The sequence below is a fragment of the Nguyenibacter vanlangensis genome (assembly GCF_013376155.1).
GTDB classification, from domain to species: domain Bacteria; phylum Pseudomonadota; class Alphaproteobacteria; order Acetobacterales; family Acetobacteraceae; genus Gluconacetobacter; species Gluconacetobacter vanlangensis.
Map to the genome: position 1 here is coordinate 1 of NZ_JABXXP010000225.1, position 4,471 is coordinate 4,471.

The window sequence follows — 4,471 nt, forward strand, 5'->3', positions numbered from 1 at the left end:
CGACGCCAGGCGGACAGGGCGGCGCAGGCCAGGGCGGCGCGAACCAGGCGGCGGGCAACCCCGATACCGGATCGAACGAGGTCTATCGCCTGCAGGCGATCGGCCATGTCCATATCTTTACCGATACCGACCAGGCCTGGGGGGACAAGGCGGTCTATGACATCGACCAGGCGGTCATGGTCATGACCGGCAAGGCGATGAAGATGGTCACGCCCCAGGACGTGCTGACGGCGCGGGACACGATGGAATATTATTCGCAGACCCGGGTGTCGATCGGGCGCGGCGACGCCACCGTCACCACCAATGACGGGCGGCAGATCCGTGCCGACGTGCTGGTCGGATACAGCGCGCCGGCGGCCCAACCCGCCAAGGATGGGCCTGCCAAGGGTGCGCCCGCCAGCGGCACCCCCGCCAAGCCGGGATCGGATCCGTTGACCAGTTCCGGCAAGCTGGAAAAAGTGAACGCGTTCGGCCACGTCTTCGTCCGCACCCAGACCGAGACGGTGACCGGGGACCGCGGCGTCTACGTGCCCGATACCGGCATTGCGCGGATCGTCGGCAACGTCCACATCACACGGGGCCAGAACCAGATCAACGGAGCCGCCGCGATCGTGAACATGCATACCGGAATTGCCACGATGACCGAACGGCCCGGCGCGCGCGTCAGCGGCCTGGTGGTTCCCAACGAATCCAATCCCGCCCCGGGAACCAATGCGGCCCACGGGTCCTCCGCGGCCACGCCGGGGAAGGCCGCGCGATGAACGACGTAGTCCATGACGTAGCCCGCGACCTGGCCGATGCCGTCCGGGACGCGACGCCGCTTCAGGCATCCGCGGCGACCCACGGCCTGATCGCCAGCGGGATCGGCAAGACGTACAAGAAGCGCCCGGTCGTCCGCAACGTGTCGATCCAGGTCCATCGGGGCGAAGCCGTGGGGCTGCTGGGACCGAACGGCGCGGGCAAGACCACCAGCTTCTACATGATCGTGGGGCTGGTGCAGCCCGATACCGGCTCGATCACGCTGGACGGCACGAACATCACCCAGTTGCCGATGTATCGCCGCGCGCGGCTGGGCATCGGCTATCTGCCGCAGGAAGCCAGCATCTTTCGCGGCCTGAATGTCGAGCAGAACATCATGGCGGCGCTGGAAGTGGTGGAATCGGACCCCGACCGGCGCGAGGCGATGCTGGACGGGCTGCTGGCCGAATTCGGCATCTCCCACCTGCGGCGCGCGCCCTCGCTGGCCCTGTCGGGGGGCGAGCGGCGGCGCCTGGAGATCGCCCGCGCCCTGGCCAGCCAGCCGCACTACATCCTGCTGGACGAGCCGCTGGCCGGTATCGACCCGATCGCGGTCGGCGAGATCCGCGACCTGGTGTCCCACCTGAAGGATCGGGGGATCGGCGTGCTGATCACCGACCACAATGTCCGCGAGACGCTGGAGGTCATCGACCGGGCCTATATCATGCATAGCGGCCAGGTGCTGATGGAAGGCCGCCCCGAGGAGATCGTCGCCAACGAGGATGTCCGGCGGGTCTATCTCGGCGAGAATTTCTCTCTCTGATCGGCCTGATGCCCCTTCAAGAAGGGGCCGTCGGGGCAAATCCTTGATTTTCGGTAAATCCATCCGAAGCATGCTGTACGGCGATGCAGCCACGGCATGGCTACACGCAGGAAGGCATGGACATCGGCCGCCAAACCGTGTCCAAATGCCCGGATGCACTGAAGACGCCGTGCTCGGTGCAGAAAAAAAGGAAAGGCTGTCGAAGCCTGACGCCACGCCCGGCGGATTGTGGAGCTTGGGACCGCCGGCATGCTCCGTCCGGTTTCGGACGTGCCTCCTCGATGCAAGGAGTGATGTCACATGCAGATCAGTGTCGCTGGCAAGCAGATCGATCTCTCCGACGCCCTGAAATACCGGGTGACCGGCCATCTCGAACGGCTGGCCGACAAATATTTCGACCACGCGCTCGACGCCCAGGTGACGTTCAGCCGGGCCCGCTCCTTCTTCACGTGCGACATCAACCTTCACGCGGCGCGGGGCCTGACCCTGCGCGGCGAGGGTGAGGCCGCCGACGCGCACGGCGCCTTCGACGACGCGGCGGAACACATCGCCCGGCGCCTGCGCCGCTATCGCGGGCGGGTCCATGACCATCTGCGCACCCTGCCCCGTCGCCGGGCGCCGGAGGTCGGCCGCAGCTACATCCTGAAGCCGGCCGAAGGACAGGTCGTGGAGGGCGAAGTGAAGCAGGGCAGCGGCCCCTATGCCACCATCGTGGCCGAGCGGCTGGCCGAAATCGCGACATTGAGCGTCAGCGAGGCCGTCATGCGGCTGGACCTGGCGGCATCGACATTGCTGATGTTCCGCAACAGCACCAGCGACCAGATCAACGTCATCTATCGCCGCCAGGACGGCAATATCGGCTGGCTGGACCCCAGCCCCGCCTGACCGGCCGGCATGACGGTGCCCCCGCGCGAACCGACGCCCGGTCGCGCGGCGGGCACCACCCCGTGCTTCTTCTACGAGACCGGCCCGCCATAAAATCGGCCCACCATAAACCGGTCAGTGGACCAGGGCGGGCACCATCTCGTGTTGCAGGATGGCCTCGATCGCCGTGTCCTGATCCTCGGTCAGCGCCATCGGCGTGCCGTCCGCGGCATGGATGGCGAAGACGTCCTGGCCTTCGATCACCACGGCCTTGATATAGGCCAGGCGCGAGACGCCCAGCGACAGAAGCTGGTTTGCGGTCAGGTGCCGCACGTCGGCGGGCGCAGCCGGATCGGCTTGCAGAACCACCCGGCCGTTCTGGGTCGTAATTCTCATCTTACGGTCCTCCGGACGGGTGGCGTCCCTTTCTGCGGCGACGCACCGCCCCCTTTCGCCGCCCTGCGCCGATACGGATCACCCGGCCGGCAGGGCGGACATGTGGACAATCACGCGATCAAATCATGGGCCAGATCACAAGCCAATCATGGCACCCATTCGCGGGCCGGTTCGTGGGGCCCGTACGGACCCCGCGGCCCGCTTATTCCTCTTCGATCACCCGGACCATGCGTTGGGCGCGCGCCTTGGGCAGGTCGATTTCCGTCGAGCCGTTGGCGTTGCGACCCTGGGTGATCTCGATACGCCGAACCCGGACCTCGGGTTTCGGACGCAGCAGATCGATATGCAGCAGGCCGTTATCGAGCCACGCGCTGCCGACCTCTATTCCTTCGGCCAGCACGAACGCCTTCTGGAATTGCCGCGCGGCGATGCCGCGATGCAGGAACACCCGCCCCTGCGAATCATCGGTCTGGCGGCCGCGGATCACCAGTTGGTTGTCTTCCTGGGTGATCTGCAGATCGTCCATGACGAACCCGGCGACAGCCAGGGTAATGCGCAGCGCCGTAGGGCTGACCTGCTCGATATTGTACGGAGGATAGCCGTCCGACGTTCCTTTTGACGCGCGTTCCAGCATCTGCTCCAGATGATCGAACCCCAGAAACATGGGGGATGCAAATAACCTACCCGACATTCAGGCCTCCTCAACCGAGCGAGACGATCACACGAGCCCGTCATCGGCGCCCGCATGCGTGATGATATGGGACGCCATGCGGGTTTCGCAAGAGACCGCGGTTTTTCCCGCGCCATGGCCGCCCCGAGACTGGCGCGGCGGGATTTGTATCGCTACATCGCGTGCATGACGACGCATGACGAAACCGCAGCCGCCGATCCGATGCCGATCCTGGTGGCGCCGCAGGCCATCCTGCGGCAGAAGGCCCGGCTGGTCCGGCCGGAAGACACCGCCATCCTGCGCGATGCCCTGCCCCGGATGTTCGCCGCCATGTACCAGGCGCCGGGGATCGGCCTGGCGGCGCCACAGGTCGGGCTGGGGTTGCGCTTCGCCATCGTCGATCTGGGCGAGGAAGACCAGCGCCGGCCGCTGGTGCTGGTCAATCCGGAAATCACCGCCGAGTCGGAAACCCTGGCCGCGCGTGAGGAAGGGTGCCTGTCGCTGCCCAACCAATATGCCGAAGTGGTGCGGCCCGAGCAGGTCCGCGTGCGCTACCGGACCCTGGAAGGCGCGGAACAGGAACTGGATGCCGACGGATTGCTGGCCACCTGCATCCAGCATGAGATCGACCATCTGGACGGCATCCTGTTCGTCGATCACCTCTCGGCGCTGAAGCGCAACATGATCATGCGCCGCCTGGCGAAGGAGCAGCGGCAGAAACGCTAATGGCATCGCGGGGCATGGTCCGATACGGAAAATCCCCATAATCAATTCTTTGCAGGGCGTATTTCCCCCGGTTTCCGAGGATGCGCCCCTTCCGGAACGGATCGTCATGCGCCTGGCCTTCATGGGAACGCCCGATTTCGCGGTTCCTGCCCTGCATGCCCTTCATGCGGCGGGGCACGAGATCGCGGTCGTCTACAGCCAGCCGCCGCGTCCTGCGGGGCGCGGCCAGGCGGTGCGGGCGCAACCCGTGCTCC

General features: G+C 66.1%; 6 protein-coding genes and 1 pseudogene. 5 read left to right on the forward strand and 2 right to left on the reverse strand.

Annotation, left to right across the window (positions count from 1 at the left end):
• The 3 genes from HUK84_RS11195 to hpf all read left to right on the forward strand — a co-directional run.
• The coding region (locus HUK84_RS11195) for an LptA/OstA family protein (RefSeq protein WP_176640369.1) at positions 1–761 on the forward strand (761 nt) is incomplete at its 5' end.
• Positions 758–1,561, forward strand: a complete 804-nt coding sequence (gene lptB / locus HUK84_RS11200; protein WP_176640370.1) for an LPS export ABC transporter ATP-binding protein — start codon at positions 758–760, stop codon at positions 1,559–1,561. The genes HUK84_RS11195 and lptB, both read left to right, overlap by 4 nt.
• A gap of 300 nt (positions 1,562–1,861) precedes the next feature.
• Positions 1,862–2,446, forward strand: coding sequence for a ribosome hibernation-promoting factor, HPF/YfiA family (gene hpf / locus HUK84_RS11205; protein WP_176640371.1), 585 nt, complete (start codon positions 1,862–1,864; stop codon positions 2,444–2,446).
• Between the two features lie 114 nt (positions 2,447–2,560).
• Here hpf and HUK84_RS11210 read toward each other — a convergent pair whose 3' ends face one another.
• Together HUK84_RS11210 and HUK84_RS11215 are read right to left on the reverse strand one after the other, a co-directional pair.
• Complete coding sequence (locus tag HUK84_RS11210) at positions 2,561–2,821, reverse strand: DUF1150 family protein (RefSeq protein WP_176640372.1); 261 nt, start codon at positions 2,819–2,821, stop codon at positions 2,561–2,563.
• Between the two features lie 202 nt (positions 2,822–3,023).
• On the reverse strand, positions 3,024–3,512 hold the full coding sequence (locus HUK84_RS11215; protein ID WP_176640373.1) for an Hsp20 family protein: 489 nt from the start codon (positions 3,510–3,512) through the stop codon (positions 3,024–3,026).
• A 165-nt stretch (positions 3,513–3,677) separates the two neighbouring features.
• On the opposite strand from HUK84_RS11215, the gene def reads away from it, so the two are divergent.
• On the forward strand, positions 3,678–4,217 hold the full coding sequence (gene def, locus HUK84_RS11220) for a peptide deformylase (RefSeq protein ID WP_176640374.1): 540 nt from the start codon (positions 3,678–3,680) through the stop codon (positions 4,215–4,217).
• Between the two features lie 106 nt (positions 4,218–4,323).
• A pseudogene (locus HUK84_RS11225) lies at positions 4,324–4,471 on the forward strand (methionyl-tRNA formyltransferase); the annotation flags it as partial.

Excerpts from the sequence above, each read along its gene's own strand:
- lptB (WP_176640370.1), top strand. The coding sequence starts at position 758 with ATGAACGACGTAGTCCATGACGTAGCCCGCGACCTGGCCGATGCCGTC.
- hpf (WP_176640371.1), top strand. The coding sequence starts at position 1,862 with ATGCAGATCAGTGTCGCTGGCAAGCAGATCGATCTCTCCGACGCCCTG.
- HUK84_RS11210 (WP_176640372.1), bottom strand. The coding sequence starts at position 2,821 with ATGAGAATTACGACCCAGAACGGCCGGGTGGTTCTGCAAGCCGATCCG.
- HUK84_RS11215 (WP_176640373.1), bottom strand. The coding sequence starts at position 3,512 with ATGTCGGGTAGGTTATTTGCATCCCCCATGTTTCTGGGGTTCGATCAT.
- def (WP_176640374.1), top strand. The coding sequence starts at position 3,678 with ATGACGACGCATGACGAAACCGCAGCCGCCGATCCGATGCCGATCCTG.